The organism is Halostella limicola (genome assembly GCF_003675875.1).
Classification (GTDB): Archaea; Halobacteriota; Halobacteria; order Halobacteriales; family Natronoarchaeaceae; genus Halostella; species Halostella limicola.
The window spans coordinates 12,333-39,189 of sequence record NZ_RCDI01000007.1; the positions used below are offsets into that span (position 1 = coordinate 12,333).

22 protein-coding genes are annotated in these 26,857 nt (G+C 66.2%); 15 read left to right on the forward strand and 7 right to left on the reverse strand.

Annotation, left to right across the window (positions count from 1 at the left end; all coding sequences use genetic code 11):
* Nucleotides 1-39: 39 nt before the first annotated feature.
* Nucleotides 40-333 (reverse strand): DUF7553 family protein, encoded by a 294-nt coding sequence (locus D8670_RS19165; RefSeq protein ID WP_121819735.1) that lies wholly within the window; start codon nucleotides 331-333, stop codon nucleotides 40-42.
* Between the two features lie 308 nt (nucleotides 334-641).
* Between D8670_RS19165 and D8670_RS21200 the strand changes: the two genes are divergently transcribed.
* Entirely contained in the window at nucleotides 642-1,475 is an 834-nt protein-coding gene (locus tag D8670_RS21200) for a hypothetical protein (RefSeq protein WP_162994377.1), read from the forward strand.
* 84 nt (nucleotides 1,476-1,559) lie between these two features.
* Nucleotides 1,560-2,843 (forward strand): cation:proton antiporter, encoded by a 1,284-nt coding sequence (locus D8670_RS19175; RefSeq protein ID WP_121819737.1) that lies wholly within the window; start codon nucleotides 1,560-1,562, stop codon nucleotides 2,841-2,843.
* A 35-nt stretch (nucleotides 2,844-2,878) separates the two neighbouring features.
* Here D8670_RS19175 and D8670_RS19180 read toward each other — a convergent pair whose 3' ends face one another.
* Complete coding sequence (locus D8670_RS19180) at nucleotides 2,879-3,973, reverse strand: carboxylate--amine ligase (RefSeq protein WP_162994378.1); 1,095 nt, start codon at nucleotides 3,971-3,973, stop codon at nucleotides 2,879-2,881.
* A gap of 351 nt (nucleotides 3,974-4,324) precedes the next feature.
* Here D8670_RS19180 and D8670_RS21205 point away from each other — a divergent pair, with 351 nt between their 5' ends.
* Both D8670_RS21205 and rdfA read left to right on the forward strand, forming a co-directional pair.
* Nucleotides 4,325-4,867, forward strand: a complete 543-nt coding sequence (locus D8670_RS21205) for a hypothetical protein (protein ID WP_162994379.1) — start codon at nucleotides 4,325-4,327, stop codon at nucleotides 4,865-4,867.
* Between the two features lie 63 nt (nucleotides 4,868-4,930).
* Complete coding sequence (gene rdfA, locus D8670_RS19190; RefSeq protein ID WP_121819739.1) at nucleotides 4,931-5,539, forward strand: rod-determining factor RdfA; 609 nt, start codon at nucleotides 4,931-4,933, stop codon at nucleotides 5,537-5,539.
* Nucleotides 5,540-5,868: 329 nt separating this feature from the next.
* Here the strand turns inward: rdfA and D8670_RS19195 are convergent, their stop codons facing one another.
* Together D8670_RS19195 and D8670_RS19200 are read right to left on the reverse strand one after the other, a co-directional pair.
* Nucleotides 5,869-6,147, reverse strand: a complete 279-nt coding sequence (locus D8670_RS19195; protein WP_121819740.1) for a HalOD1 output domain-containing protein — start codon at nucleotides 6,145-6,147, stop codon at nucleotides 5,869-5,871.
* A 162-nt stretch (nucleotides 6,148-6,309) separates the two neighbouring features.
* Nucleotides 6,310-6,678 (reverse strand): DUF7344 domain-containing protein, encoded by a 369-nt coding sequence (locus D8670_RS19200; protein WP_121819741.1) that lies wholly within the window; start codon nucleotides 6,676-6,678, stop codon nucleotides 6,310-6,312.
* 224 nt (nucleotides 6,679-6,902) lie between these two features.
* Here D8670_RS19200 and D8670_RS19205 point away from each other — a divergent pair, with 224 nt between their 5' ends.
* The 11 genes from D8670_RS19205 (at nucleotide 6,903) to D8670_RS19255 (ending at nucleotide 22,165) form a co-directional block, all read left to right on the forward strand.
* Complete coding sequence (locus tag D8670_RS19205) at nucleotides 6,903-7,355, forward strand: hypothetical protein (protein ID WP_121819742.1); 453 nt, start codon at nucleotides 6,903-6,905, stop codon at nucleotides 7,353-7,355.
* Nucleotides 7,356-7,483: 128 nt separating this feature from the next.
* Nucleotides 7,484-8,632, forward strand: a complete 1,149-nt coding sequence (locus tag D8670_RS19210; RefSeq protein ID WP_121819743.1) for an alpha-D-ribose 1-methylphosphonate 5-triphosphate diphosphatase — start codon at nucleotides 7,484-7,486, stop codon at nucleotides 8,630-8,632.
* 643 nt (nucleotides 8,633-9,275) lie between these two features.
* Nucleotides 9,276-9,863: a DUF7344 domain-containing protein gene (locus D8670_RS19215; RefSeq protein WP_121819845.1), complete on the forward strand. Its 588-nt coding sequence runs from the start codon at nucleotides 9,276-9,278 to the stop codon at nucleotides 9,861-9,863.
* A 233-nt stretch (nucleotides 9,864-10,096) separates the two neighbouring features.
* Nucleotides 10,097-11,914 (forward strand): glutamine--fructose-6-phosphate transaminase (isomerizing), encoded by a 1,818-nt coding sequence (gene glmS / locus D8670_RS19220; protein ID WP_121819744.1) that lies wholly within the window; start codon nucleotides 10,097-10,099, stop codon nucleotides 11,912-11,914.
* 34 nt (nucleotides 11,915-11,948) lie between these two features.
* Nucleotides 11,949-12,191 carry a hypothetical protein gene (locus D8670_RS19225; protein ID WP_121819745.1) on the forward strand — a complete coding sequence of 81 codons (243 nt, stop codon included), beginning with the start codon at nucleotides 11,949-11,951 and terminating at the stop codon, nucleotides 12,189-12,191.
* An 87-nt stretch (nucleotides 12,192-12,278) separates the two neighbouring features.
* Nucleotides 12,279-13,895 carry a hypothetical protein gene (locus D8670_RS19230; protein ID WP_121819746.1) on the forward strand — a complete coding sequence of 539 codons (1,617 nt, stop codon included), beginning with the start codon at nucleotides 12,279-12,281 and terminating at the stop codon, nucleotides 13,893-13,895.
* 325 nt (nucleotides 13,896-14,220) lie between these two features.
* A complete protein-coding gene (locus tag D8670_RS19235; RefSeq protein WP_121819747.1) occupies nucleotides 14,221-16,992 on the forward strand; it encodes a twin-arginine translocation signal domain-containing protein in 2,772 nt (923 codons plus the stop codon).
* A 48-nt stretch (nucleotides 16,993-17,040) separates the two neighbouring features.
* Nucleotides 17,041-17,256, forward strand: a complete 216-nt coding sequence (locus D8670_RS19240) for a hypothetical protein (RefSeq protein ID WP_121819748.1) — start codon at nucleotides 17,041-17,043, stop codon at nucleotides 17,254-17,256.
* Nucleotides 17,257-17,703: 447 nt separating this feature from the next.
* Nucleotides 17,704-19,224 carry a flippase gene (locus D8670_RS19245; protein ID WP_121819749.1) on the forward strand — a complete coding sequence of 507 codons (1,521 nt, stop codon included), beginning with the start codon at nucleotides 17,704-17,706 and terminating at the stop codon, nucleotides 19,222-19,224.
* 106 nt (nucleotides 19,225-19,330) lie between these two features.
* A complete protein-coding gene (locus tag D8670_RS19250) occupies nucleotides 19,331-21,097 on the forward strand; it encodes an asparagine synthase-related protein (protein WP_121819750.1) in 1,767 nt (588 codons plus the stop codon).
* Between the two features lie 141 nt (nucleotides 21,098-21,238).
* Nucleotides 21,239-22,165: a hypothetical protein gene (locus D8670_RS19255; RefSeq protein WP_233752283.1), complete on the forward strand. Its 927-nt coding sequence runs from the start codon at nucleotides 21,239-21,241 to the stop codon at nucleotides 22,163-22,165.
* A 165-nt stretch (nucleotides 22,166-22,330) separates the two neighbouring features.
* Here D8670_RS19255 and D8670_RS19260 read toward each other — a convergent pair whose 3' ends face one another.
* From D8670_RS19260 to D8670_RS19270, 3 genes are all read right to left on the reverse strand, one after another.
* Nucleotides 22,331-23,743, reverse strand: coding sequence for a sulfatase (locus tag D8670_RS19260; protein ID WP_121819752.1), 1,413 nt, complete (start codon nucleotides 23,741-23,743; stop codon nucleotides 22,331-22,333).
* An 89-nt stretch (nucleotides 23,744-23,832) separates the two neighbouring features.
* On the reverse strand, nucleotides 23,833-25,647 hold the full coding sequence (locus D8670_RS19265) for an MFS transporter (protein WP_162994380.1): 1,815 nt from the start codon (nucleotides 25,645-25,647) through the stop codon (nucleotides 23,833-23,835).
* Nucleotides 25,648-25,754: 107 nt separating this feature from the next.
* Complete coding sequence (locus tag D8670_RS19270; RefSeq protein ID WP_121819754.1) at nucleotides 25,755-26,801, reverse strand: glycosyltransferase family 4 protein; 1,047 nt, start codon at nucleotides 26,799-26,801, stop codon at nucleotides 25,755-25,757.
* Nucleotides 26,802-26,857 lie beyond the last annotated feature (56 nt).

Genomic DNA, 26,857 nt, shown 5'->3' on the forward strand with positions numbered 1-26,857 from the left:
GGATAAGCCTACGGCGTGCAGCGGGATAAACGGCCGTCGCTACTCGTCGCCGGCGTCTTCCCGCGCCCGGGCATCCCGGTACTTGGCGATGTTGTCCGTCGCGGCGTCGACGCGCTCCCGCACGACCTCGTTCTCGATCTCGTCTTCCAGCCCGAGCAGCTTCTGTTCCAGTTCGCGCAATCGGTCGAGGTGCGGCTCGTCCTCGCCCGTCGTCTCACCGTCGACGAGCTCGGCGAGTCCCTCGTCGACCGAGTGCAGTTGTTCGCGAACGGGCGCCGCCGCGTCGTCGGACGCCGCCTGAAGCTCCGTCCGCGCCGCGGAGAGGTCTGACATGCGCGGACCGTACGACGGCGAGCGTAAAGGAAGTGAGGGCGAGCCCGGCGGTGACACCGCCGGGAAAGAGTGTAGAAGCGCCGCCGGCGCAGTGATCAGCGAGGTAACGCCGGCTTAGTCATCTTCGCGCCCGAACGGCGCGTCGACGTCGTCGGACGTGGCGAGACGAGCGACTGCTGTTTCCCGTCGAAACCCGTGCTACGGGGCATAACCCCTCCTTTCCCGGCGGCGACCCGTCCCCGGTCGTGAAACGGGACCGAACAGTCGAACCGGTTTATTCGCCGCCGCAGCGAAGCGGACGACGAGCCATGACCCACCATCAGCACCACCAGCAGGGCGAGAGCGACCGCGAGACGAACGAGTACCGCCCGACCGGTCAGGGTCGAACCGGGAGGCAGGGCGACCGACAGCGCGGACGGGACGAGAGCAGTACCAGCCAGCAGGGACAGCACGGCCAGCGCGATGTCACCGACCGCGGTCGGGAGCAGGGCGACCAGCACCGGCGACAGCAGCGGCGGGGGCAGCAACACCGCGGACAGAGCGATCGCGGCGGACAGCAGGAGACGCAGCGAGACCAGCAGAGCGCCTTCAGTCGTGGCGGCCACCGGAGCGGCGGTCAGGGCGCCGGCGATCGGAGTAGCGGCAGCAACAGGCGGTACGGGCAGGGCCTCGGCGGTAGCCGGCACGGCGGGAAGCGAAGCGGCGAGGACCCGAGCGACCCGTTCCAGGGTGGCCAGCAGCAGCACGGCGATCAGGGCGGCCGCCGGTTTCAGGGCGGCCAGCAGGAGCACGACGAGCACGCCCACGGCCTGCAGCGACAGGACAGCGGGCAGCAGACCGGACACCACAACGACCGGCAGCACGCCGGACAGCAGCGGACCGACCGCCACCAGCAGACCGGCCGCGGACGAGGGACGAGCCAGTACCAAGGTCAGAGCGGCAGCGAGCATCAGCACTCGGGGCAGCACCAGCAGTCCGGGCGTCAGCACGGGCAGCACTCGAGCCATCAGAGCGGCCGGCAGCAGGGCGGCGAACGCGAAGGCCTGAAAGAGCGCGGTCTCAGCCAGGACCACGGCGGAACGACGGGGGAGTACGACGAGGAGACCCAGCAGCGCGGCCGGCGGACCGGCGGTCGCCACTGATCGCCGCCGACCCGTCCGGGCGGACCAACGCGTTCCGGGAGAACGCCCGATATTCAAGTCTTTTCCCCACGTACACGCCGACGCATGGTCGACCAGTATCACGTGACGTTGGTCATTATTAGCGTCGCCATTTTCGGCGCCGTCGTGTTGCCGAAGCTCCTCTCCGACAAGCCGATGTCCTTTCCGCTCCTCTACATCGCCTTCGGGGCGGTGGCGTTCTCGCTCCCTATCGGAATGCCCACCATCGACCCGGTCGGCAGCGCCGAGCTCACGGAACGGCTGACGGAACTGGTCGTCATCATCGCGCTGATGGGCGCGGGGCTGAAACTCGACCGGCCCTTCGACTGGCGCGCCTGGATGTCCGCCTGGAGGCTGCTCGGTATCACGATGGTGATCACTATCTTCGTCACCGCCGTGATAGGGTGGTGGTTCCTGGGGATGCTCCCCGCGCTGGCGATCCTGTTCGGGGCGGTCATCGCGCCGACCGACCCAGTGCTGGCCGCCGACGTACAGGTCGGCGAGCCGCAGGCGGACCAGGACGAGGAGATAGATCCGGAACGCCAGGAGGGCCAGATCCGCTTCGCGCTCACCTCGGAGGCCGGCCTCAACGACGGCCTCGCGTTCCCGTTCACGTACGCCGCCATCCTCGCGGCGGCGGGGCCGGGCGTGCTCGCCGTCGACTGGCTCGGGGAGTGGCTAGCGTTCTACGTCGTCTACAAGATCGTCGTCGGCGTGATCATGGGGTACGTCATCGGGAAGGTCGTCGCGTGGCTGGTGTTCGGCGCGCCGAGCACCACGACGCTGGCCCGCGTGATGGAGGGGTCCGAGGCGCTCGCCGCGACGCTGCTTTCCTACGGACTGACGGAGATCGTCGAGGGGTACGGGTTCATCGCCGTGTTCGTCACGGCGCTGGTGCTCCGCCACTACGAGTGGACCCACGACTACCACGAGACCCTGCACGACTTCGCGGTCGTCGTCGAGCGGCTCCTGATGGCCGCGGTGCTCATCCTGTTCGGCGGCGCGCTGGTGAGCGGGCTCCTGGCACCGCTCTCGATGGCGGGCGCCATCGTCGCCGTCGTCCTCGTCCTCGTCGTTCGGCCGGTCGCCGGGCTGATAGGGATGCTCGGCTCGTCGGCCGATTGGAGCGAGCGCGCCGTCATCTCCTTTTTCGGCATACGGGGGATCGGTTCGTTCTACTACCTGGCGTACGCACTGAACAGCGCGCGCTTCGGCGCTCACGAGGAGATATGGGCGATCGTGGCGGCTATCGTCCTGTTCTCGGCGGTGTTACACGGGGTCCTGGCCAATCCGGTGATGGCCAAAGTCGACGCGGTGCGGGAGACGCGGCGACCGTCCCCCGCCGACTGAGAACGGGCCGTACGTTGCCACCGGTCGGAGCGCCGTCACTTCGGGTTTTTCGGTTTGGAACCCCCCACGCGCGAGAAGAATTCTCGGATCCCGTACGCGAACGTGACCGGGTCGTCGGGACGGAGATAATCGAAGTTCGGGTCCTGGTAGCACGAGGCGAGTACCTCCCGGATAGACTCCCAGAGGGATGGACGAGTCTCGAAGGGAGAGTCGTCCTGAACGATGCTCAAGAGATGACTGAACTCGCCGATCAGGAGATGGCTGCCGACGCCGAGGTCGTACTGAGGGTCGATCTCCGCCTGTCGACCCTGGGACTGGAGCCAGTAGTAGTACGGAAAGTCCGCGTTGGCTCTGACAGTCGCGGGGAGCGACTGCCACATCCGAGGATTGATCTCGGTCAGCATGAGTTCGCCGGTCTCCGCGTGTTCCATGTACTCGATGCAGGCCAGGCCGTGCCACTCGAGGTGGTCGAGGAGCCGCCGGGCGACGTCTTCGAGGTCCTGCCGATAGATCGATTTCCGGTACACGCCTCCCCCGCCGACGTAGGAGTTACCGCGGATCTGCTCGTGCTGAAACGTCGCTAACGGTTCGCCGTGGTCGTAAATACCGGCGAACATGAACTCGTTGGACTTCGGAACGTGCTCTTGAACGATCGGCTCGTGACCCATCTCGTCGACGATTTCGGCCTCGTCGGGCGTCTCGCCCGCTCGAACGTACTGCACGCCCTTCACCTCCTCGACCTCGTTTCGGGGTTGATCGTCGTGATAATCGTTCGTGAGGAGGTTGTACCGGGACTTGACGATCACGTCTTCGTCCCACCGGTCGACGTCGCTGAGGAGTCGCGTATCCGGTGCCGGGACGCCGGCCGCTTCGGCGGCGTCGAAGAGTTCGATCCGGTCGTGGACCGTCCGGAGCTTGTCTAACGGCGGTGCCACGAGTGAGACGTGTTCCGCGAACTCGGCTTCGTACTTCGAGAAGACGTAGATATCGTGCTCGCGAATGGGAACGATCGTCTCGACGTCGGAGCGAGCAGCGACGTCCAACAGGCTCTCCTTGTAAGCGGACAGGTTCTTCTGGGGGGAGGGGAGAGTCACTGTCTCGTCGCAGTAGCGGGACCCGAATTCGGGCACCCTGTCGCGTTCAGAGGCGACGATCGTGTAGATATTCCGCCGAGAGAGCGAACGGATACACGGATAGCTTGCCGGGTCCCACCCAGTCGGGATGAGGACCGACCTGTCTCTGTTTTCGCTGGCGGTCATATTTCTACTGAACTTCACGAAACCATAGGTATACGGCGGTTAAATATATCTCGCGTTTATTACTTGTGTCCTACGAGTTTCCAACCGGGGTCAGGAACGACGGTCCAGAGCGATCCCAGCACCGATTTTGAGGATAGTAAACATTCCACGCGATCGAGATCCGGAGTCGGTAGCCCCCGGGAGGACGGGGACTTATTGCCGTCGCAGCCCTGCACGAGGACGATGGTCGAGTTAAACGAGCACGTCCTCGACGAGTTCGGACACCGCGGAGACTCGCTGATAGCGGAGGAGTTCCTCTCGCTCATCGAGCGCTACCACTCGAGCGACGGGCCCGGCGTCGACCGGTCCGTCGTCAGAGCGTACGCGGAGGCGCTCGACGAGCGGGGGATGAGCCAGCTTGACAGCGACGAGATCGAAGCGGAACTCGACCGGAAGACGGTCGAAAGCGAGACGTGGGCGGGCGACGGCGTGTACGAGGTCGGCGACGACAGGCTGAGCAACTACCCCGCCGCGTGGCACGACCGCCTCGGGGGGTCGACGGATATCGTGGAGTTCGTGGAGACGCTGACGGGCGTCGACCCGCCGATCGGCCAGACCGGAGCGGGCAGTAGCGTCCCCGAAGACGTCCTGATCGACATCGTCGCCGTCGTCGGCGGGCTCGACCGCGAGGAGGCGAAGGTGCGGCTGGAAGAGCTCCGCCGCGACGGCCCGCTCGTCGAGGACGCCGACCAGCACCCGCAGGCGGGCGTGCGACTGGAAGAGTAGCGTCGCCAGTATAGTGTCGCCGTGAGGTAAGGTTTAAACGAGCGAGATGCGTTGTTTCCACTGATGGAAACGGCAGAGACGGTGACCGTCGACTGCAACTGTAAGGTCGGCCGGGTCATCGACCGGTACGACGTTCCGGAGCTACACGAGGAGCTCGCCGACCGCTGGGGCGAGGACAGTCTCCGGGACCTGGAGGAGTACGTCAATCAGAACCTGCTCCGGGCCGCCATGCGCCGTTCGGGGATGGAAGTGCTCGACGGCGAGGTGGAGAACTTCTACGAACTCCTCGTCGGCGACGACACGAGCGAGGGCGTTCGCGTCGAGGCCCGAAAGCGGCTCGAACGGGCCTCCGTCGACGTCGACGCGGTGCGGGACGACTTCGTCTCCCACCAGTCGATCCACACCCACCTCCGGGAGTGTCTCGACACCACGTACGAGGACGAGCGGAGCGACGAGGACCGGATCGAGTCGGCGACGGACACCGTGTTCGCCCTCCAGAACCGGACGGCCGCCGTGACCGACGGGACGCTCTCGCAACTCAGGGACGCCGACGTCATGGCGCTCGGGGAGTTCGACGTGTTCGTCGACGTGAACGTCACCTGCAACGAGTGCGGCCGCCACCACGAGGTCGGCGCCCTCCTCGAACGCGGCGGCTGCGAGTGTCAGCAGTAGCGTTACACACATATACTTGTAAACATATATATTGACGTACTCTACTGCGGAATTATCATTTCAAATTACAGTCTGGACGGGGTCGCACCTGTTCGCTCCGGGGCGGCGAAAATCGCCCGCCAGACGGGCATCGACGCGAGGCGGACGGGGATCGGACAGCGTGCGATGCCGACCGGTCGAACCGGCGATCCAATGGCTGTTTCCGGCGGCGTCTCGGACGAGCCACTATTCACGGGATCGATGAACCGTCTCCGGTTAGGTTCCAGTCTATCTGCGGACTTCTAGAAAAGTAAGATATAGCTTCGAACGGATACGACGTTCGGCCGCGATTACGGACGGATGACGATCTCACCGTCCGCGTAGACGGTGACGTGATAGTCGTCGACGGGGAGTTCGAGTCGGCCAGCGGACCGAGACTCGCCGTCGGTCCGCGGTTCGAAGAGGGTATCGAGCGCGTCGGGATTGACGTGGGCCCCCAGCCGCCGCATCTCCGTCGGATCGGCGTCCGCGATCTCCGCGAGCGCGGTGATCAGCGTCACGCTCAACGATCCCTGATCCGACCAGTCGTGGTGTGCGTAGTACGCGTTCGCTTCTGGATCGTACGTCACTACGTCCGACGATCGGGAGAGCCCTGAACGGGTCATCTCGTCGAGTACCCTCCTCGACTGTCGGCGCCGTTCGGCCGCGACCGGTTCGCGATCAGTGCCATCACTAACTACGGCCGTTGTTCTCAACGAACTAAAGGGTTTGGAACTTGATACGGATCCGAGTTACTGGCTCGCCGGCCGTTCATGCTCGGCGGCGTGGTCGAGAAACCGGTCCACGATCGGGTCGCCGCGGTGGACGACGTAGCGGTCCTGTGGGTCGAAGTCGACGACGCCGGCGTCGTCTAACTTCGGGAGGTGAACCTGGCCGAGCGAGATAGCGACGCGTTCGCGGGCGTCCGACGGCGACTCATCCTCCCGGTCTGCGACCCGGTCGGCGAGTTCCAGCAGTGGGACCGGGTCGTCCGCCTCGCGGAGGCAGTACAGCGCGTTCCGCCGTCGTTCGGTCGCGAGCAGATCGAACGCGGCGTCGAGAGCGCTCGAAACGTCGTCACGGTCGGCCAACACGTTGCGGGGACCTGTGTCGTTCGTCATCGGGAGATGACACGAACGCCAGTCCGCATAAGTATAGCCAGGTTACGAGAGAGTACGAACCATCTACGCGTCGGATCGGGCGGATCGGACCGGGCGACGGGTATCTGCGTGTTAGCGTTTTTGAAGCCGGTTACCGGCAGTAATGACCACCTATGATACTGGCGGTCGGCTGTATCAGACGTTTACTTATCCCGGGCAGGGTGGTAGACCGACCGAGCCACCGGATGAGCAACCAGACCGCCGGGTTCGAGTACGACGCGGTCGATCCGCGGAGTCGGAGAACCTTCGGAGCGGCCTACGCGGCGGCGTTCGCGGGCTGTCTCGTCAGCTCCGCGCTGACGTACGCGTACGTGGGCGGACCGGCGAGGGAACTCAACCCTGTGCTCCGGTCCGTCATCGGCGCAGTGGGCCTGGAGTGGATGATCGTCGTCAGGGTCGCCGTCGCCGTCGGCGGCTACTGGGGATACTACCTGCTGGGTCGACTCTCGGGCCGGGAGCGGACGGCAGTCGCTCTCGGCTGGGTGACCGCGCTGGTGTACGTCGCCGACGGCCTCCACGACCTCCGGGTCGCGCTCGCCGCGGGGCCGGTAGTGCCCGTCGAGATCGCTATCGGCGTCGCGCTGGCGGCGCTCGCGGGGTGGGTCGGCGTCGTCTTCCGACCGCCCGAGGTCATCTAGTGGGGACATTACAATGATCGAACCGATCGTTTTCGATGCCCTAAGCCGGGCAAACGCATGAAACGAACGCATACCGCGGAACGAACGCAGTCCGAGCGGCGCGTCGCCGCCGCTCGCACCCGAGACCGATGACGTGGACGGTCATCGAGGGGGCACGCATCGTGACGCCGACCGGCGTCGAACGGGGAAGCCTCGTCGTCGACGGGGACCGCATCGCCGCTATCGCGCCGCCCGTCCCGCCGTCGAACCCCGACCGCCGGATCGACGCGGACGGGAAGTTCCTGCTTCCGGGCCTCGTCGACCTCCACGGAGACGACGTCGAACAGCACGTCTTCCCGCGGTCTGAGGCGCGCGTCCCGGTGGAGATGGCGCTCGACGCGTGTGACAGGGTCACCCTCGCAGCGGGGATCACGACGAAGTTCCACGCCGTCGCCTTCGAGGAGACGCCGTCGGAGAACCGGTCGCTCCACCTAGCGCGCGAGCTCCGCGACGCGCTCGCTGACTCGGACGAGTTGCTGGCTCGACACCGCTTTCACGCGCGGTGCGAGGTGAGCGACGCGGACTGCGTCGCGGCCGTCCGCGACGCGATCGAGGACGGCGGCGTCTCGCTGGTGTCGCTCATGAACCACGCCCCCGGGACCGGACAGTTCGACGACGCGGAGTCGTTCGAGCGCCGGTACGCGGACGGAAGCGGGAGCGCGGAGTGGGATGCGGAGTCGTTCGCGGAGCGGCGGGACTGCGACGATTCGGTACTCACCGCGCGCGTGAAGCGCCTTGTCGACAGCGCTCGCGACGCTGCGGTTCCGGTGGCCTCGCACGACGACGAGCGTCCGGCGACGGTCGACCGAATGCGGCGCCGCGGTGTGTCGATAAGCGAGTTCCCGGTGACGGAGGCCGCCGCCGAAGCCGCGACCGACCGGGGAATGACGACCGTAATGGGCGCACCGAACCTCGTCCGGGGCGGGAGCCTCTGGGGGAACCTCGGCGTCGAAACGGCGATAGCGGCCGACGCGGTCGACGTGCTCTGCAGCGACTACCACCCGCACTCGCTGCTCCGCGCGCCGTTCGTCGACACAGGCGAACCCCTCCACCGGCGGGTCGCCCGGGTGACGAGCGCCCCGGCCGACGCGGTCGGGCTAGACGACAGGGGCCGGATCGAACCAGGAGCGGTCGCCGACCTCGTGCTCGTGGATCCCGATCCGCGACCCGCGGTCAGCCGCGTACTCGTCGGCGGGGACCCCGTCTATCGATGCGGGAACGGCGAAACTGTCCCTTAACCGCCGTTTCGACATGAAACACCGTCGAACAGTAACGCCGTTTTATTCCTCTCTCGTCCGATGATTCACTCGCTGGTGACGGTACGATCTACGACGGGGGACCGGGGCTCGAAACCGCGGACGCGAACGCGACACCGTCCCGCGTCGGCCGGGGGACCGACGGGGGACGCTTGGCCGGTCGCGATAGGGGGCGCGACCGGCTGTTAGCCGTCACCAGCGAGGATCGTCGTCTCTTCGGAGCGGTTTCCAGCGGCCGTTCGCGGCCGCGAGCCGCCTCGAATTTTGGGTTCGTAGCGTTCCGATACCGGTTCTGTGGGAGGACTTATTGATCGTTATGGACCTGGGAAAGAATCTGAGGTTGACGCTACTGTTTCAAAGTTCAACCTACCCTGATCACAGGGTCATCCTGACACAACTACCATTTTAAGAACATGTATAATTATATATTAGTTAACTTTATACAATCCCGTGTCATCTTATCGGGTGCTACAAACCGAAGTGACGACACGGCGCCCCTAGGGGGGTGGGGAACAGGCTTTCAACCACCGAAAAATTGGACACGCATGTCACGAATTGGGGAACGCAGCAGTCGGGGTGCATGGTTTACGAACGCGGCGGGTTACCGAACGGGAACGCGATCACAATGAGCGTCACTCAGGAATCGGTACCGCCGGAAGGGGAAGAGGAGATCCAAGAGACAGCCGAAGAACAGCAGACGGCCGAGGGGGAGGAACAGACGAAGGAACTCTCGCTCGACGTGATGTTCGAGGTGCTCAAGAACGAACGGCGTCGGTTCGTTCTGAAGTACTTCGACGAGAACGAGGGGCCCGTCGCGCTCGGCGACCTCGCCGAACACGTCGCCGCCCGTGAGAACGACAAACCGGTGCGCGAACTGACCTCCGGGGAGCGCAAGCGCGTGTACGTCGGTCTCTACCAGTGCCATCTGCCGAAGATGGACGACGCCGGCATCGTCGACTTCAACCGGAACCGGGGACGGATCGAGCTCGGTCCGAACGCCGACCTCCTCGACGAGTACCTCGAAACCGAGACCGAGACCGAGCGGCCCTGGCCCCGCTACTATCTGGGTATCGCCGCCGTCGGCAGCGTCCTGTTCACCGCCGGCCAGGTCGGGCTATACCCGTTCGAGTGGGTCACCGGACTCGTCGTCGCGCTCGTCATCGCGGCGTTCGCCGGCTGCGCGCTCGTCCACGACCAGTTCGCGGACGCGTAGAGGGGCTCCTTTTCGTCGCTCTCGGCTTCGAAGTGCACTCCTACGACCGATAAGCCGCTTCTGAAAGCTCCGCAACACATCTATAACAAAGGCCGCAGCGACGCAATCTCGTGTTACCACGTGACAATCCCGACCGTACCGGTCGGATGGATAGCACGAGGACCGATCATGACTGCAAAACGCGCGAGCCGCCCTGCGAGACGCTTCGCGGCGGCTCCGGACGAACGATAACGATGTGTGGAATCACGGCTCACGTCGGAACGGACGAGACCGTCGAAGAACTGCTCGTCGGCCTGGAGAACCTGGAGTACCGGGGATACGACTCGGCCGGCGTCGCGGTGAAAAACGGCTGCGGGATCGAGGTGTGCAAACGCCGCGGCGAGATCTCGCAGCTCAAACAGCAGATCCGGGCCGAGATCACCGGCTCGGGGGTCGGCATCGGCCACACCCGCTGGAGCACCCACGGCCCGCCGACCGACACCAACGCGCACCCCCACACCGACTGCACCGGCGAGGTCGCGGTCGTGCACAACGGCATCATCGAGAACCACGACGACCTGAGAGCCCGACTGGAGAAGCGCGGGCACGCGTTCGAGAGCGACACCGACACCGAGGTCGTCCCTCACCTCGTCGAGGAGTACCGCGAGGACGGCCTCTCCCCCGAGGCGGCCTTCCGCCAGGCGGTCCAGCAACTCGACGGGAGCTACGCGGTCGCGATGATCGACGAGGACGACGACGCGGTGTACGCCACCCGCAGTGGGTCGCCGCTGGTGATGGGCGTTGACGACGGGAAGCGGTTCCTCGCGAGCGACGCGCCCGCGTTCCTCGAGTTCACCGACCGCGTCATCTATCTGGAGGACGGCGACGTCGCCGTGCTCACCGAGGACGGTCACCGGATCACGGACATCGACGGAGCGCCCGTCGAGCGGCCCCCGGAAACCGTCGACTGGGTCGCGGAGGACGCTGAGAAGGGCGGCTACGACCACTACATGCTCAAGGAGATCCACGAGCAACCGACGGCGCTGTCCCAGACGCTCCAGGGCCGGACCAGGTCCGGCCACGACGAGGTGAACCTGGAGGACTTCGGTCCGGGGACGTTCGCCGACGTCTCGGACGTTCAGTTCGTCGCCTGCGGCACGTCATATCACGCCGCGCTGTACGCCACGCGCTTCCTCTCCAGCCGCGGGATACAGGCGCAGGCGTTCCGCGCCGGCGAGTACGCGACCAGCCCCGCGCCGATCCGGGACGAAACGCTCGTCGTGGGCGTGACCCAGAGCGGTGAGACGGCGGATACGCTGGACTCGCTCCGCAACGCGGACGCACGCGGCGCGCGCACACTCGCGTTGACGAACGTCGTCGGAAGCACCGCGGCGCGCGAGGCCGACGACGCCCTGTTCATCCGCGCAGGGCCGGAGATAGGCGTCGCGGCAACGAAGACGTTCTCCTCGCAGATCGCGACGCTCGCGCTGCTCGGGGAGCGGATCGTGCGGGACGTGAGCGGCCTCGCGAGCGACGGGATCGCGGACCTGCTCGGCTCGCTCGAGACGCTGGACCGCGACGTCCAGCGCGTGATCGACGAGAGCCGCGCGGAGCGGATCGCGTCGACGTACCTCGACGAGGAGTCGTACTTCTTCATCGGCCGCGACATCGCGTACCCGGTCGCGCTGGAGGGCGCGCTGAAGTTCAAGGAGATCACCTACGAGCACGCCGAGGGGTTCGCCGCGGGCGAGCTGAAACACGGCCCGCTCGCGCTCGTGACGCCGGAGACGCCCGTGTTCGCGGTGTTCACCGGCCGCCACGACGAGAAGACGCTGAACAACGTCGAGCAGGTGCAGGCCCGCGGCGCGCCGGTGATCGCCGTCGCTGGGGAGTCCCACGAGGAGGTCCACAAGGTCGCCGACGAGGTGCTGACCTACCCCGACGCCGCGCCCGAGGTCGCCGCCGTGCTCGCGAACGTCCAGCTCCAGTTGCTGTCGTACCACGTCGCCGACCGGCTGGAACGGGCGATCGACAAGCCGCGGAACCTCGCAAAGAGCGTGACCGTCAAATGACCGCCGAAAACCGACCGCGCACCGGAGGCCGGAGATGAGCGGGATCGATCCGAGCGAGGTGCAGATCGACTGGCACACGGACGGCTCCGACGAGCAGGTCGCAGTCGGCATCGACGCCGGCGACGTGAAGCTCGCGGTCGCGTTCCCGGTGTCCGCGTCGAAGTCGGAACTGGAGACGGTGCTGTCCGAGCGCGACCGCGAACTCGAACACTACTTCGAGGCGCTGGCCCGGGTCCGCGACCGGAGCGAGTTCCCGCCGCTCGAGCGACGGGAATGACGGGGAAAAGGAAAAGCCTACCTCCGCGGAACTAGCAGTATAACAAATACCTCGTTTCCGCAAAGAAACGTAACGACTGAGAGACAGATGGAACGCCGAAGATACCTACGCCTCCTCGGAGCGGGCGCGATCGGAGCGGTCGCCGGCTGCCAGTCGTCTCCGGACGACGAGAGCGACGGCACCGCGACGCGTGACCCCGACCGGACCACGTCCGCGCCCGCGACGGAACGAGAGGTAGAGGAGGAACGGGTCGAGAACCTCGAAGAGGAGTTCGACACGGTCGTCAACGTGGTCGAGGACCTCGACTGCGACCCGTCCGGGGAGCGCCCCTGCAACGACGCCGTCGTCGAGGCCGCTGGGGACCGGACGCTGTTCCGGTTCCCCGAGGGGACGTACCAGTTCAGCGGCTACACGCCGCTGCGCGAGCTCGACCGAGTCGGCATCGTCGGCGACGGCGACGTGACGTTCCGGCCCCCGCGCGGCTTCAACGACAAACTCCTCGACATCGAGGCGAGCTGGGCCGTCTGTCGCAACTTCGATATCGACATCCGAGAGACGAACACGACGGCCGGCCTCCGCGTGGTGTCGGACGAGGGGTTCCACGTCGAGGACATCGAGTACATCGGACGGGGGATCCACCGCGACGACAGCGTCGTCGACGGGCTCTTCCCGGTCGTTCGGGACCCCGACGGCGTCGGCGTCGTGAAGAACCTCGTCTCGAAGAAAGGGTCCGCGTGGGGACACTACGGCGACGGCCGGGCCGGGATCTACGTGGGGAGCATGAACCGCGGCACGGTCAAGGTCGTCGACTGCCAGTTAGAAGAGTTCGGCGGTCCGGGCATCTACGCGACCGCGACGCCCGGGAACGTACAGGTGATCGGCGGTACCTACCGCAACAACAACGTCGCCTCGATCCGCATCGGCGGCGAAGGGAGCTTCGTCGACGGCGCCTTCGTCGAAGCGAGTCTGGAGAAGTACACCGGACCGCGCACACGCGAGGACCAGGCGTTCCGCCTGCGGGGCGTCGTCATCAACCAGAAGTCCGCGTACGTCGACAAGCCGCCCGGCGCAGAGATCCGCAACACGGAGATCCGGATCCGGGACGTACCGAGTCCGGGCGGCGGGATCGCGGTGTTCGGACCCGGGAAAACGGCGACGGTCCGCGACACCGTCGTCTCGAACGACAACGACGGCGCACCGGCCGTCTACCGCGAGGGACAGCAGGCGTTCGACCACCACCCGGCGTCCGAGGGCGAACGCTGGCTCCACATGGAGAACGTCACCGTGGAGGGCTCGGCCCGGGACGGCACCGCGGTCGTCGTCAGGGACGCGCCGAACTCGATCCTGCGTAACTGCGACATCCAGGCCGATGGCGAGCAGCGCGACGGTGTCAAGTTCGTGACCTCGCCCACTTCGATGATCGACGGGGGGAGCGTGCTGACGACGGGGTTCCCGGTGAGCATCGAGAGCGGCCCGGTCCCCGACGACCACGACATCCTCCTGTACCTCCAGAACGGTCCGGAACTCGAATCGACCGGCGTCGCAGGCTCGGAGGAGAAACTCCTCGTCGACAACGTGATCACGGGGCCGATCGACTTCCGTGTCATCTCCGCGTTCGACACCACGACCGACCAGGTACGTATATCGATCACGGACGTCGGCACGGACGGCGTGTACGGTAGGGTGCTCTCCGAAGAGGAGTGAGCCAGCGTTAACCACCGCTTACCGTGGCAAAACAGCCGTTCTCAATGCGCGTCGGGACGGGAGAGAACCCGGCCTCGGGGCCCCGATTTCTCCCGGTAAGCTTCCCCAATCGAGCGGTAATAGCTCATTTCCCGAACCCGAAACAGCGCATCGGAGGGCGTGTTCCCTCGACTGCGTATAAGATTCTTTTACGGCTGAGTAATTGAATCCTACCGGGGTTGGTAAGTACCCGGTAAGTTAGAACTGTTAATACGGCCACTTTGCGGTGTGGTGTGGGCGGTAACTGGTGAAAATGGTTATTCAAGTAACCCCCAGTTAACCGGCCATGGCAGAGCACCAAAACGACGGGCCTTCCGGGAAGGAAGGAGTTACTGGCACCGATGATGGGAAAGACGGCCTTATCGACCGGCGTTCATACCTCAAACTGAGCGGCGCGGCCGCGGCGAGCACAGTCGTCGCCGGCGTCGGATCCGCGTCGGAGACGGTACACGGTATCGGGTTCGACCGCGTGGTCAACATCGTCGACGACTACGGCGCTGACCCGAACGGGAACGAGCCGATCGACTCGGCGCTCGACAGTGCGATCAGCGACGGGACGCTCGTCCAGTTCCCCGAGGGCCGGTATCAGTTCGGCTCCGTCGATAAGGTCCTCACCGGCATGCAGAGCATCGGGTTCCAGGGCCTCGGCGACGTGAAGTGGGTCCCCCCGACGGGCGCGCCCGGCGACAAGCCGATCTTCAACGTCGGCGGCCGCAGCAACTCTGTTAACCACTTCTTACTGGAGGATATCGACATCGACATCCGGGCCGACAACACCACGGCCGGCTTCAAGCTCCTCGTTCAGGACGGCTTCCACGTGGAGAACGTCGAGTTCATCGGCCGCGGCGACTCCAACGACTATCAGGAGGGCGGCGGACCGAACATCGTCGACTGTTTCATCACGCGCATCGCCAGCAGCAGCGGCGAGGGCGTCCTCAAGAACGTCGTCGCGAAGAAGGGCTCGCACTGGGCCCGGTACGGCGGCGGCCGCGCGCCCATCTGGGCCGGCCCCGGCTTCAAGGGGACGCTCAAGGTCATCGACTGTCACTTCGAGGAGTTCGGCGGGTCCGGCATCTACGCGACCGCCATTCCCGGTAAGATACAGATCGAAGGCGGCGTGTTCCGAAACAACAACGGGCAGGCCATGCGCTTCGGGGGCGACGGCAGCTACGTCGACGGCGCGCTGATCGAGATCGACGCCAGCAAGTACTCCGGCAAGCGCGAGTCCCAGTACGAGGACCGCGCGTTCAAGCACCGCGGCATCGTCATCAACCAGAAGTCCGACTACATCGACAAGGCGCCCGGCGCCGAGATCCGGAACTGTGACATCGTCATCAACAACCACCCGAACCCTGGCCCGGCGATCACCGCCCGCGGCCCGGCGAAGACGGTGAACGTCAAGAACACGCGCATCCAGGTCAACGCGAACGTCCCCGCCGTGCTCCGCGTCGGCCAGAAGGACTTCGGCCACCACCCCGCGTCCGGCACCCCGCGCTGGCTCCGCATGGAGAACGTCAGCATCACGGGCGACGCCGCCGGCGGCAACGCCGTGGTCGCACACGACGCACCCAACTCGGTCATCAAGAACTGCTGCATCCAGCAGACTGGTTCCAGCCGGTCGGGCGTGAAGCTGAACAACGCCGACGGGAGCCGCGTCGAGGACAGCACGATCAACGTCAGCGGCGACGCCGTCGACTTCCAGAGCAGTTCCGTCGAGACCACCAACGTCGAACGGTCGGGCACGTGCCCGGTTCCCTCGGCCGAGGGTGATTCGGGAAACGGGAGTGAGACGGACGACTCGACGAACACCGAGGACTCCACGGACCAGCCCCAGGCCGACTACGAGGTCCGCATCGCCGGCAAGGGCACGGCGACGAACTACGAGTTCACCGCCAGCGACGGGCTTCGCGCCGCCGACAACTCCCTCGAAACGTGGGACACGATCAGCGGCACCTCCGCGTCCGGCTGGGTCACCGACTCGACCAACGAGGACGCCTTCGCCGTCGTCGGCAAAGTGACCGAATTCACCTTCGTCGAGGGCGACGCCGACGTCTACGTCGACGGCCAGCTCGTCGACGACCCCGTCGCCGCTACCGGGTCATCCGACTCCACGGACGGCTCGGGTGGCTCCACCGACGACACCTCCGACTCGACCAACGATACGTCCGACTCGACGGACGACACGTCGCAGGACCAGACGACCCAGCGCGAGCTCCGTATCGTCGGCAAGGGTACGGCAACGAACTACGAGTTCACCGTCAGTGACACGCTCGAAAGCGCCGACGGCACCCTCGAGACGTGGGACGCCATCGACGGCACCACCGCGTCCGGCTGGGTCACCGACTCGACCAACGAGGACGCTTTCGCCTTCGTGGGCGAGATCACCGAATTCGCCTTCGTCGAGGGCGACGCCGACGTCTACGTCGACGGACAGCTCGTCGACGACCCCGTCGTCGCCACCCAGTCCACGGACGGCTCGGGCGACTCCACCGACGACACGTCGAGCCAGCCGACCGAGTACGAGCTCCGCATCGTCGGCAAGGGAACGTCGACGAACTACGAGTTCACCACCAGCGAGGACCTGCAGGTGGCCAACGACTCCCTCGAGACGTGGGACACCATCGACGGCACCACCGCGTCCGGCTGGGTCACCGAGTCCAGTCACGAGGACGCGTTCACCGTCGTCGGCGAGGTCACCGAGTTCGCCTTCGTCGAGGGCGACGCCGACGTCTACGTCGACGGCCAGCTCGTCGACGACCCCGTCGTCGCCACCCAGTCCGACACCTCCGACGGCAGCACCGGCGACACGAGCCTGCCCAACACCATCGTCATCGACAACTCGACGGTGTCCGGGCAGAGCACGTACTCGTTCGGCGTGAGCGGCGACATAGAGAAGGACTCGAGCGCCGGCAGCGTCGAGGACGACGACGTCGTCAGCGGCAGTACCGTCGAAGGACAGGTCGAGGGCGACAAGGACGCCTACCGGTTCTCCGGCGACATCACGACGTTCAACCTCGACGGCTCCGCTGCGGTCTACTTCGAGGAAGACAATGCGTAACGACGTCCCCGCTCGCCGCTCGGCCCTCCGCGCGGAGGTGGTGGCGTAATGTCCTCGGTCTCCCGCACCGAGTGGGCGCAGGTCTCGGACGACCCCGACTTAGAGGAGGACCTCGGCTACGAGATGATCGACCTGGAGATAATCCAGGCGAACAACAAGGCCGAGCAGTACATGTTCCTCCCCCAGGACGAGGAGATGCTGACCGAGGAGGCCTTCATCGTGGCCGAACCGGACTCCGTGGTCGACATCAACTCCCAGATCTAACCCCACACGTACTCGCCCTCTCGACGAACGCCCTCACCTCCACTCCGCTGACGCACCCCCTCTCCACCCCCTCTCGCTGCGCGTCTCTCCCCTCTACACCCCTCCGACTGCCCTCCCGGGCACCCCACTGGCGCACCCTCTCCCACGCTCTCCACTCCGCCCCCGCTGACGCTCACCCCGATGCAGCTACGGTCCCCTCCCCATGGTTCTCGGCGGTCACGTTCCGGTGCGGCCGCGTTTTTTCTCCTCGGATCGCCGCTAAATCGAGTAGGAGCGTTATAACAAAGCGGTCTGCGTGATCGGAGTTTCGTAGACAATGGATAGCGGCGTCGGTGAACACGAGTGCGCTGCGCGGCGACGAAGACCGACCGATCCGGAGCCCGCGACCGTCCGGCGGACGACCGACCGCTCGACCGCGGCGCGAACCGAGAGGGGTGGTGACGGGTCGTGGCCGTGAAAGACAGCGACATCTCGACGTTGCTGTCGAGCGCCAGCCTCGTGTTCGCCGGCGCCGTCCTCGGGTCGGCGTCGAAGCTCATCGAGCGGATCATCGTCGCCCGGACGCTCTCGCCGGAGGCCTACGGCGAGGTGAGCATCGCTCTCACGGTGCTGACGTTCAGCGTCACGATGGCGATGGTGGGGTTCAACCAGGGCGTCCCCCGCTACGTCTCGCGGTTCGACGACGAGAAGGACGTCCGCGGCGTCTGGGTGACGGGGCTGCTCGTTCCGGGACTGGTCAGCCTCCTCGTCGTGGCGGGGCTGGTGCTCAACGCGGAGTGGATCGTCAGCCGGTTCTTCGAGGGGATGGGGTCGGTGGAACTGCTGATCCTGTTCGTCCTCGCGATCCCCTTCACCGTCGGGTCGCTGGTCGGGATCGGAACGATCCGCGGACTCGAGAACACGATCTACAAGACGTACGCGCAGGACCTGTTCCACCCCGGCGTGCGGATCGCCCTGCTCGTCGCCCTGCTCGGCGTCGGGATGGGGATCGACGCCGTCGGCTACGCGTACCTCCTCACCGCTATCGGCTTCTTCGTCTTCACGCACGTCCTGTTGAACCGGCTCATACCGCTGGTCGGCGAATTCGAGACCCACGTGACGGAGATGGTGAAGTTCTCCGCGCCGCTGGTCATCTCGACCGTGCTCGCGCGCCTGTTGACGAAGACGGACACGCTGATGATGGGGTACTTCCGCACGTCGTTCGAGGTCGGGCAGTACAGCGCGGCGTTCCCGCTCGCGAACGGGATGGTGATCATCCTCTCGGCGTTCGGGTTCATCTACCTCCCGCTGGCGTCCCGCCTCGACGCCAACGGCGAGCGCGAGGAGATCGACGCGATCTACAAGCTCACGACGAAGTGGATCTTCGTCATCACCTTCCCGCTTTTCGTCACGCTCCTGCTGTTCCCGGCGGACGTCCTCGGCGCCATCTTCGGGGCGGAGTACCGGCAGGCGGCGCTGCCGCTCGCCATCCTCTCGCTCGGCTTCTTCACCAACGCCGCGGGCGGGCGCAACCGGGAGACGCTGTCGGCGCTCGGCTACACGGGCTTCATCCTGCTCACGAACGCCATCGCGTTCGCGCTCAACTTCGCGCTGAACCTCCTGCTCATCCCGCAGTACGGCGCTGAGGGCGCGGCGGTGGCGTCGGCGGCCTCGTACGTGACCCTGAACCTGACCGTCATCGTCATCCTCGCGGCGAAGTTCGACATCTCGCCGTTCTCCCCGTGGTCCGTCCGGACGTTCGTCGTCCTCCCGGCCGCCGTCCTCCCGGTCGCCGCGCTCCTCTCGCAGTGGGTGTCGCTGAGCGCGCTGACGCTGCTGCCGTTCATGGCCGTCGTCGGGATCGCCTCCGTCTACCTCGCCGCCGTCACCGGCTGTCTCCAGCCGGAGGACGAGATCCCTCTCGACCTCGTCGAAGATCGGCTCGGGATCACGCTCCCGTACCTGCGGCGGTTCATCCCCGACGAGTGACCGACGGCGTGGGGGTTCGCGGTGTCGAACCCGACCACTTACCGACGGCCGGGGAGGTTTAGGCGATTTATATTTATACTCCAGTGGGGCCCATGTCGGTTCGAGTATGACTGGTGTGGCTGGCGGCCGTATCACTGGCGAGAGCCTGGACGAGATGGTCGACTCGATGTGCCACGAGGAGTGGTACGGCAGAGAGCAGTTCGAGGACGGCCGCTACGGTCTCGGATTACTGTATCACGGCGAGAAAGACCCCGGCGGACACACGGTCTGGCGGGACGACGGCAAGGCCGGGGTGATCCACGGTGCCGTATCGAACCTGGACGACCTCGGGATGAGCGAGGGCGATCTCTTCGAAGCGCTGCTCGACCGCCCGGCCTCCGTCCTGCGAGAGGTCGACGGCCCCTTCGTGATCGCCGCCGTCGATCCCGACGCGGACGCGGCAGTCGTGGCGACGGACAAGATCGGAAGCCGGCAGTGTTACTACTCCACCGAGGACGGCTTCCTGTTCGGCTCCGAGGTGAAGTCGGTTCTCACGCAACTGGGCGAGGCGACCGTCGACGAGCAGGGGGTCAGCGACCTGCTGACGATCGGTCACATGTGGGGCGAGAAGACGCTCGTCGAGGAGGTCAGCGCGGTCCCGCCGGGGACGGTGCTCGAGTACCGCGACGGCAACGTCACCAGGGAGCGCTACTGGGAGTTCGACTTCGGCGAGTCGACGAGCGACCAGTACGTCGAGGAGATGGTGCGGAAGTACCGGGCGACCATCGACGACATGTCGAAGACGATGGACGGGACCGTCGGGCTGTGGCTCTCGGGCGGCCTCGACAGCCGGTCGATGGCCTCGGAACTGCGGCGCAACTCCGACTCCCTGGTGACGTTCACGTACGACGCCAACCCGGCCGGCGGCGGCAACCCCGAACTCGCGCGCCGCGTCGCCGGAAACCTCGGCGTCGAGAACGTCGAGATCGAGCTGACGCCGGAGCACTTCCTCGACACCGTCGAGAAGAGCGTCGGCATCGTCGACGGGATGGTCGCGTGGAACATGTTCCTGAACCTCTCCTCCACGTACAACGTGCCGCCCGAGCGCGCCGACCTCCTGCTCGAGGCGTCGGGCCAGGGCGGCCTGCTCGGCTACGACGTGTGGGAGCCGTACCTCCAGCGGAGCGAGTCCCCAGAGGAGGCGCTGTACCAGAGCGACCACCTGACCGACAAGGAGACGGCCCAGCGCCTCCTCGACTTCGACGTCGATCCGCTCGACTCCTACCGGGACGAGGTCGCGAGAAGCACCGAGAGTTCCTTCCGGAACCGGGTGCTCGATAGCTACTACCGCAACTTCTACTCGCGCGGCGACTTCGCGAGCAACCGGATCGCACAGACCCAGTTCGGGACGCGCGTCCCCTTCGCCCACGGCGAGTTCCTCGACCACATCACGGACATGCCGTCGAAGTACCGGACCCGGGCGGTGCCGTTCACGGGCGGCAAGGTGCCGTACGGCACGGCCCCGCTGAAGCTCGAACTCCAGCGCGCGCTGAACCACGGCCTCGAAGACATCCCCTACGAGCGGACGAAGGTCGCCCCGTCGCGGCCGCTGTGGCAACACGCCGCCGGGTTCGTTATCTCGAAGTCCTACGACCGCCTCAAGTCCAAGACGACCTACGGCGGGAAGACGATGATCGGGGAGTGGTACCGCAACCACGACGAGTTCCGCGAGTACCTCGACGGCCTCATCGCCGACGCTGCCGACCGGCCCTTCTTCGACGAGGACGTCCTCCGCGAGCTCCAGTACGACCTCCTGCGCGCCGAGGGGTCGATGAGCCCGCTCGCGTCGGTCACCACCCTGGAGATCTGGCTCCAGGAGCACGTCGACGCCTGACAGCGAGCGAAGCACCGCGAAGCAGGCCCCCGCCGCGGTGCTCGATTCTCACCGGCCGGCGGCGAGTTAGCACGGCTATAACAATACTCCTCAACCGCCTAGTACGGTTCGATGTACTCCCTTGCGCAACTGCGTCGTGGGTTGAAGCGAGGCGCCTCCAATCCGAACCTCTTCCTCAGGGAGGCGAACAGACTCTATCACCGGAAGCTGTACCGGGAGCCGTACAACACGGACGGCGTCGACGTGTTCGCCGAGGACTGGGACAACCTGATCGTGTTGGACGCCTGCCGGTACGACATGTTCGAGGCGACCCACGACCTCGACGGGCACCTCTCGTCGCGGATCTCCCGCGGTGCCCACACCTCCGAGTTCCTCATCGGTAACTTCCACCAGCGCGACCTGCTCGATACGGTGTACGTCACCGCCAGCCCGATCATGCACCGGGGCGAGGGCGAGAAGTACGAGACGAACCTCCACGCCGTCGTGAACGTCTGGGAGCGCGACGGCTGGGACGAGGACCAGAAGACGGTCATGCCCGAGACGATGCTCGAGTACGCCAAAGAGGCCGCAGAGAAGTATCCGAACAAGCGCCTCGTCGTCCACATGATGCAGCCTCACTACCCCTTCATCGACTCCGGGATGGACGCGGACAAGGGGACGGTGCCCGACCCCGACGAGATCGAGAACGACATCTGGGAACAGCTGTTCACCGGCGAGCTCTCCGCCTCACAGGAGGACGTCTGGCGGGCGTACATCGGGAACCTCCAGCGGGCCTACCCCGCCGTCGAGGAGATGATCGAGGAACTGGAGGGCAAGACGGTCGTCACCGGCGACCACGGCAACATGATCGGCGAGCGCGCCTCGCCGTTCCCCATCCGCGAGTGGGGCCACCCGCCGGGGATCTACACCGAAGAGCTGACCAAGGTGCCGTGGCTGGCCGTCGAGGCCGAGACGCGCCGCGACATCGTCGCCGAGGAACCGACCGCGAGCGCCGAGGACGAGACCGAGGACGTGGAGGAAGACGTCGTCGAGGACCGCCTGAAGCACCTCGGCTACGCGGAGATGTGACGCCGCGGAGCGCTCGGTAGTCGGGACCCTTCGCGGAGCGGAGATACCTGTTCTTCGGGCCGGATCAGGCGGTAGTCGTTTCTTCAGACCCTTCGTATCGAGAGAGCTTTCCCGGATCCGTTCGCGCCGGCAGCGAGAGAACCAGCGGGGCGGCCGACCGGTCAGTTATTCGACGAGGTAGCCCAGATCGGAGAGCTGGTCCTTCATCTCGTCGGTGAACTCGCCCTCCGTTCGGCCCGACTCGATCGGCTGGCCGTCCGTTTCGAGCCACTCGGAAAGTTCCGCGTCCATGTCGGCGGCGACGTCCAGATGCTCGTCGGTCGCGTCGCGCTCCTCGTCTGGGAGCGCGTACAGCGCGCTCCCGTCATCCCCCCGGACGTACTTGAACTCGGGCGAGCGGAGCGCGTGGACGTGGCCGGTGCGGTAGGCGGACGCGTCGAAGGCGGGGTTGTTGCCGGCGATCCGTTCGAGGTTGTTCGCCGGGCGCTCCGCGCCGCGCTGGACGATGCTGCGGTCCCGCGTCTCCTCGCGCAGGTCGATCCCCTGGAGGCTGTCGGCGTCCGCGCCGACCGACTCGAGGACCGTCCGCATCACGTCGGCGTGCTGGACCATCTCGCCGTCGTAGTCCTCGACGCCGTCCAGCCCGTGCACGACGAGCGGGACGTGCGTCACGGCGTCGTCGACGACGACCTGGTGTGCGAGCATCCCCTGCTCGCCGAACAGTTCGCCGTGGTCCGCCGTCACGACGAAGACGGTGTCGCCGACGTCGTGCGACCGGACGAAGTCGAACAGGTCGCCGACGAGTTCGTCCGTGTGAGCGATCTCGGCGTCGTAGAGGGCCTTGATCGCGGCCCACTCGGCGTCGTCGAACTCGCAGCCGTCGGCGACGTGTTCGAACAGGTTCTCGTGGTGGTCGAAGGCGATCGCCTGGGCCTCGTCCGCGGACATCGGCAGGTCCTCCGTGAACGCCTCGCGGTACTGCTTCGGCGGCGAGTAGGGCCGGTGCGGGCCGCCGTGGTGGAGGTAGAGGAAGAAGGGGTCGTCCTCGTCGGCGAACTCGTCGACCCACTGCTTCGCCACCTCGTTCATCATGAACCCGAAGTTGTGCTTGCGGGCGTCGAGCGTCAGGCCGCCGCCGTTCGACCGGAGGTTTCGGAGGTAGCGCAACGCAGTGCGCACGTCGACGAGGTCGGGGAGCGTCGACTTGCTGACCCAGGCGAAGCGGTCGAAGCCGCGGTCGAGGGCCGTCGCGGAACTGAGATGGGAGTTGGGGGAGAGACAGGCGGTGCGGTAGCCGGCGTCCCGCAGGAGTTCGGGCACCGTCGGCAGGGCGTCGGGGACGGCCTCGCTCCCCATCCCGACGCCGTGGTGGGAGGGGTAGGTCCCGGTGAGGATCGACGCGCTCGACGTGAGCGTCCAGACGCCGTGCGAGAAGCAGCCGTCGAACGCCGCCCCGTCCGAGCGGTTCGCTATCCGCCGGAGGTTCGGCGTCGTGTCGCGGTCGTGACCCCCCATCGACGTGTGGTCCGCCCGCGTGCTCTCCATCGTAACCCAGACGACGTTTGGCAAGGAACTCATAGTCCGCGTTATCGAAAGCAGATCGGTGCGACGGGGATAGTTATAGCCTATTTACCGTCCGCCATCTGACATGAAAGCGAGGTGAGCGATCAGTTCTCGTCCTCGGAGACGTAGTAGAGTTCCACGTCGCCGTTGGAGCTCACCCTGTCGACGCGGGGCTGGGCTTCGAGCGACTCGAACCCGGCCCGGTCGAACCGGAGGCCGTCGTACGCGACCGTCTCGCGCTGCCTGTCGTACTGGGAGAGCAGCAGGTAGCCCGTGTCTGCTTCGTACTGACTCGGCAGGTCAGACAGCGACTGGTCCTCGACCGACGCCTTCAGGTCCTCACCCCGCTCCGTGCCGTAGATGGCGTCGCTGTACCGGTAGTGGCCGCCGCGGAGCCCGGCGATAGTGAGCGACTCGTTGCGGTCCTCGAACGCCGTCTGGTACCCGGACATCTCCGTCTCGGTCACGTGCTGTGTCGGCTTGTACATGAACGGCGACGGGAACACCGTCACGAGCGCGAGCGGGAGCAGGATGACGAAAAGCACTGCGACGGCCGTCGTCACCGTCCCGTTCCCGCTCCGGTCGAATAGGCCGGCGGTCGCCCTGGCGAGCGCGAACGAGCCCAGGATGGAGCCGACGAGCATGATGAACGCGAGTTCGCGGAAGTACAGCGACGAGACGTCGCCCGCGAAGAAGATCCCGGTCAACACGAACACCGGGACGAGGCCGACGCTCAGGTAGATGACGACCGACGGCACGTCGGACTGGACGTCGTCGTACCGCCCGAAGAACGTCGCCAGCACGATCAGCCCCGCGAGCACGGCGTAAACCGTACTCACGAGGAAGATCCTCGCGAATATCTCCGGCAGGCTCACGCCGATGGCCGTGAGCGACGCGCCCTGGGCGGCCACCGCGGTCCCCGCTGTCGGCGGAGTCCCCTGAACGTACATCGCGAGCGTCCCGCCGATCTGGAGCACCAGATCGCGGACCACCGCCTTCTGCAGCACCCAGGCGAAGAAGATGACGCCGACGATGAAAGTCTGAGCGTAGATCGGTCGGTGGATCTTGATGCGGTTGTGCGACGACCGGACGCGATAGAGGAACTGGACGGCCGAGACGGCAACGAGCAGGACGAGGACGTTCACCATCGCGAGCGGGTGGTAGAGCACGGCCGCCGCCGCCACCAGCGTGATGAGTACGGTCGTCGGGGCGACGAGCGACCCTTCGCCGTCGGCCGACGGCGCGAGCGCGTACTTCAGGACGAGAAAGAGCAACAGGGCAGAAAACAGCGTCGTCTGGCTGAAGGGGTGCGCGTGCGGGTGCGTGCTAAGGTTGTTGATCGGGAGGAGGAGAAACGCCGAGAAGGCCGCGAGCGCCGCCGCCATCGCGCTCGGCGTGACGAGACGCACCGTGAGCGGGACGAACAGGAGCACGACCAGCGAGAGCAGCAGCACCACGACCATGAGCGACTGTCTGAGCGGGAACCCGGAGACGGCGCTCATCGCCACCGAGAAGAGGTGAAGCGCCGGATACAGCAGCATCTCCGGCTCGATCGCCCCGTCGGCGATGTCTTTCACCCACCCGAGGTGCGTGAGCGCGTCGGCCGTGCCGTAGAAGTAGTAGCCCCTGACCAGCGGCAGGCCGAGGATCGCGGTGACCGCTCCGCCGCCGAGCGCGAGGGCGACGCCCCGGAGATATCCGGGCGATCGGAGGAGCGCGACGATCGCTGCGGCGACGAGCGCGACGCCGACGCCCGCCCAGAACGCCGCCGGGGTCGCCGCGTAGATCGACACCTCGTAGCCCGTCGGCGGTTCGTTCCACGCCGCGACCACCGCGCCGGCGAGGGCGAGGTAGCCGACGACGAGCGCTAGTTTCTCGCCTACTCGATTATCGGTAGTGGGTCCCGTATCACGTTGCATCGTTACTGAGAGGATTGGCTGCTCTCCACTGGACTCGGAGGCATCTTTGTTATGGGAGTCGTAACGCCGCGAGCGACGACCGGCGAGCCCGTTCGCGCCGTCGCGACTCAGACCACCGACCGGTACACGTCGCCGAGGCGGTCGCTCGCCGTCGACCAGGCGTACTCCTCGGTGACCGTCTCGTAGTTCGTCTCTCCCATTCCTCTGGCGGCATCGTGGTCCTCGACCAGTTCGGCGAGGGCCGCTTCGAGGCCGTCCACGTCGCCGGGGGAGACGATCCGGCCGTTTTCCTCGTCGACGACCTCGGGGATGCTCCCCACGTCGGTCGTGACGACGGCGTTGCCGCCCGCCATCCCTTCGAGGAGGGCGATCGGGAGCCCCTCGGCGTAGGTGGGGAGGGCGTAGATCGACGCCTCTTCGAGCAGCTCCTGCTTTCGCTCCTCCGAGACGAACCCGAGGTACTCCGCGTCCTCGTACGACTCCGAGAGCGACTCGGCGTGGTCCGACAGGGGACCGCGGCCGGCAATAGACACCCGGAACGAGGGCGAGCCGTTGCGCTTGAGCCGGTCGACGGCGTCGGTCAGCTCGACGATCCCCTTCCGCTCGATGTGGTTGGAGATGAACACCAGATGTGGCTCGTCGTGGTCGAACGACGGCGAGAAGTCGGTCGCGTCGACGGCGTTGGGCAGGACGACGAGCTTCTCCGTGTCGGCGCGGTGCTCGAGCACCTCCCGCCAGTACTCCGAGAGGACGACGATCCGGTCGCTGGCGCCGAAGACGATCCGCTGGAGCGCGGCGACGGCGTAGGAGTCCGTGAGGACGAACTCGTCGAACGAGGACCCGTGGACGTGCAACACGACCGGCCGACGCCAGACGTAGGCGGCGATGAGCACGTACAGCGAGTTCCGGTAGAACGAGAACCGGTGGGAGGTGTGCACGTGGACGACGTCGGGACGGCGGCGGAACGGGAACCCGAGCACGGTGACGAGCGACAACAGCGCCGCGCGGACGTATTCGAGCGTCCCGCCCTCGACTTCCGTGTGGGTGTCGTAGAGGCGCGTGTCTATCTCGTCCAGGTGGCGCTGCTGTTCGGCGATGTACTGGGCGATCCCCCCGCCGCGCCGACTGGCGGGGCCGACGATGAGCACGTCCATAGCTTGCCCGGAGACAGGTCGCCGACCGCCTTATTAAATAAGCCCCTAACCGGGGG